The sequence below is a fragment of the Pseudogemmobacter hezensis genome, from assembly GCF_013155295.1.
Taxonomy (GTDB): domain Bacteria; phylum Pseudomonadota; class Alphaproteobacteria; order Rhodobacterales; family Rhodobacteraceae; genus Pseudogemmobacter; species Pseudogemmobacter hezensis.
In genome coordinates this window covers 1-3,105 of the sequence record NZ_JABJXT010000051.1, presented here as the reverse complement: position 1 = coordinate 3,105, position 3,105 = coordinate 1, and the positions used below count along the sequence as shown (strand labels likewise).

Genomic DNA, 3,105 nt, shown 5'->3' with positions numbered 1-3,105 from the left:
ATGGGTTTCAAATCAGACATTGAGATAGCGCGAGAGGCGCGGAAGCGTCCGATCCAGGAGATCGGCTCGAAGCTGGGGATCCCGTCCGAGCATTTGCTGCCCTATGGGCATGACAAGGCCAAGGTTGGGCAGGACTTCATCCGCTCGCTGGAAGGCAAGCCCGACGGCAAGCTGATCCTCGTGACCGCGATCAACCCGACCCCTGCGGGCGAGGGCAAGACCACGACGACGGTGGGCCTGGGCGACGGGCTGAACCGGATCGGCAAGAAGGCGGTGATCTGTATCCGTGAGGCCAGCCTCGGCCCGAACTTCGGCATGAAGGGCGGGGCTGCAGGCGGCGGCATGGCCCAGGTGGTGCCGATGGAAGAGATGAACCTTCATTTCACCGGCGATTTCCATGCCATCACCGCCGCGCATAACCTGCTGTCGGCGATGATCGATAACCATATTTACTGGGGCAATGAGCTGGAGATCGACGAGCGTCGCATCGCCTGGCGCCGCGTCATGGATATGAACGACCGGGCGCTGCGCGACACGGTGGTCAGCCTGGGCGGGGTCTCGAACGGCTTTCCGCGCCAGACCGGGTTCGATATCACCGTGGCCTCTGAGGTCATGGCGATCCTGTGCCTGTCGAAGGATCTGGAGGATCTGCAAAAGCGGCTGGGCGATATTATCGTGGCTTACACCCGCGAGAAAAAGCCGGTCTATTGCCGCGACATCAAGGCCGATGGCGCGATGACGGTGCTGCTCAAAGACGCGATGCAGCCCAATCTGGTGCAGACGCTGGAGAACAACCCGGCCTTCGTGCATGGCGGCCCATTTGCAAATATCGCACATGGCTGCAACTCGGTGATCGCCACCCGCACCGCGCTGAAGCTGGGTGACTATGTGGTGACCGAGGCCGGCTTTGGCGCGGACCTTGGCGCCGAGAAGTTCTTCGACATCAAATGCCGCAAGGCCGGGCTGAAGCCCTCGGCTGCGGTGATCGTGGCAACGGTTCGTGCCATGAAGATGAACGGCGGCGTGGCGAAAGCGGACCTTGGCGCCGAAAATGTTGCAGCAGTGCAAAAAGGCTGCCCGAATCTGGGCCGCCATATCGCAAATGTGAAAGGCTTTGGCGTGCCGGTGGTAGTGGCGATTAACCACTTCTACTCGGACACCGATGCCGAGGTGGCGGCGGTGAAGGCCTATGTCGCCGAACAGGGCGCTGAGGCGATCCTGTGCAAACACTGGGCCGAAGGCTCAGCGGGCATCGAGGATCTGGCGAAACGGGTGGTTGAACTGGCCGAGGGTGGCAAGTCGAATTTCGCCCCGCTCTACCCCGACGATATGGGCCTTTTTGCCAAAATCGAAACTATCGCCAAACGCATCTATCACGCGGGCGATGTGATTGCAGACAAATCAGTGCGCGATCAGCTGAAGGCCTGGGAGGCTGCGGGCTATGGCAATCTGCCGGTCTGCATGGCGAAGACGCAATACAGCTTCTCGACCGATCCGAACCTGCGCGGCGCGCCCGAGGGCCATACGATCCCCGTGCGTGAGGTGCGGCTGTCGGCGGGCGCAGGCTTTGTGGTGGCGATCTGCGGTGAGATCATGACCATGCCGGGCCTGCCGCGGGTGCCTGCGGCCGAAACCATCCGCCTGAATGAGGCGGGCCAGGTAGAAGGCCTGTTCTGAGGCCCGCCCTCAGGGCTGTTCTGCGGCCCGCTCTGGGCAAAAGCTCTGGGCCAAAGATGTTAACCAAATGCGCGGGGCCTCTCCTGGCCCCCCGCAATCCCGGAAAGGACTTTTCGTGCACGGCCTGCTGGCTTAGATCAGAGCCTGGACGACAGAAGGCCTGATGGGAGGGTCACAGGATGCGCGAACCGGGTGAATGTCAGAGCATGGCCGAGATCCGCGAAGGCATTGATGCGCTGGACCGCGAACTGGTGCGGCTTTTTGCGCTGCGGGCGCGGTTCATCGACCGGGCGGCGGCGATCAAGGCGGGGGTGGATCTGCCCGCGCGGATCCCGGCCCGGGTGGAAGAGGTGGTCGCCAATGTGCGCAAACATGCGATGGCCGAGGGCCTGCCGCCGGACCTGGTGGAAAAGCTCTGGCGGCGGCTGATCGACTGGTCGATCGCGCGCGAGGAAAATCTGCTGGGGCCCGACAGCCTCAGAGACAGGAACGAATAGGGCCGCGCCGGGCGGCCTGCGAACAGGAAGGGTCTGCGGATGGCGGCGAAGGTGATCGACGGCAAGGCTTTTGCCGAGGGTGTGCGGGATCAGGTGGCGGCGCATGTGGCGGCGCTTAAGGTCGAGCATGGCCTGGTGCCGGGGCTGGCGGTGGTGCTGGTGGGCGAAGACCCGGCCTCGGCGGTCTATGTGAAGAACAAGGGCATCCAGACCAAGGCCTCGGGGATGAATTCCTTTGAATTCAAGCTGGAAGCGGATACCTCCGAGGCGGATCTGCTGGGCCTGATCGACCGTCTGAACGCCGATCCGGCGGTGCATGGGATCCTGGTGCAGCTGCCCCTGCCCGCGCATCTGAACGCAGAGCTGGTGATCAACCGGATCGCGCCTGCGAAGGATGTCGACGGCTTCCATATCTCGAATGTCGGGCTTTTGGGCACCGGGCAGAAGTCGATGGTGCCCTGCACGCCGCTGGGCTGTCTGATGATGCTGCGCGACCATCATGGCAGCCTTGCGGGGCTGAATGCGGTGGTGGTCGGGCGCTCGAACATTGTCGGCAAGCCGATGGCGCAGCTTTTGCTGGGCGACAGCTGCACGGTGACGATTGCGCATAGCCGCACCAAAGATCTGGCCGCGGTCTGTCGCGGCGCGGATATACTGGTCGCAGCCGTGGGCCGGCCCGAGATGATCACCGGCGATATGGTGAAACCGGGCGCGACCGTGATCGATGTTGGCATCAACCGGATTGAGCGCGACGGCAAAAACCGCCTGGTCGGTGACGTGCATTATGACAGCGCGGCCGAGGTCGCAGGCGCAATCACCCCGGTCCCCGGCGGCGTCGGCCCGATGACCATCGCCTGCCTGCTGGCAAATACCCTCACCGCCGCATGCCGCGCAAACGGCCTGCAAGAACCAAAAGGGCTGACCGCGTGAG

The 3,105-nt window shown here is 63.4% G+C and carries 3 protein-coding genes; all 3 read left to right on the top strand.

The window, feature by feature from the left end; all coding sequences use genetic code 11:
* The coding region (locus HOY34_RS21695) for a formate--tetrahydrofolate ligase (RefSeq protein ID WP_172366744.1) at window positions 1-1,677 on the top strand (1,677 nt) is incomplete at its 5' end.
* 179 nt (window positions 1,678-1,856) lie between these two features.
* Window positions 1,857-2,174 carry a chorismate mutase gene (locus tag HOY34_RS21690; protein ID WP_172366742.1) on the top strand — a complete coding sequence of 106 codons (318 nt, stop codon included), beginning with the start codon at window positions 1,857-1,859 and terminating at the stop codon, window positions 2,172-2,174.
* Window positions 2,175-2,213: 39 nt separating this feature from the next.
* Window positions 2,214-3,104 (top strand): bifunctional methylenetetrahydrofolate dehydrogenase/methenyltetrahydrofolate cyclohydrolase FolD, encoded by an 891-nt coding sequence (folD, locus tag HOY34_RS21685; RefSeq protein WP_172366740.1) that lies wholly within the window; start codon window positions 2,214-2,216, stop codon window positions 3,102-3,104.
* The last annotated feature ends 1 nt before the right edge of the window (window position 3,105 follow it).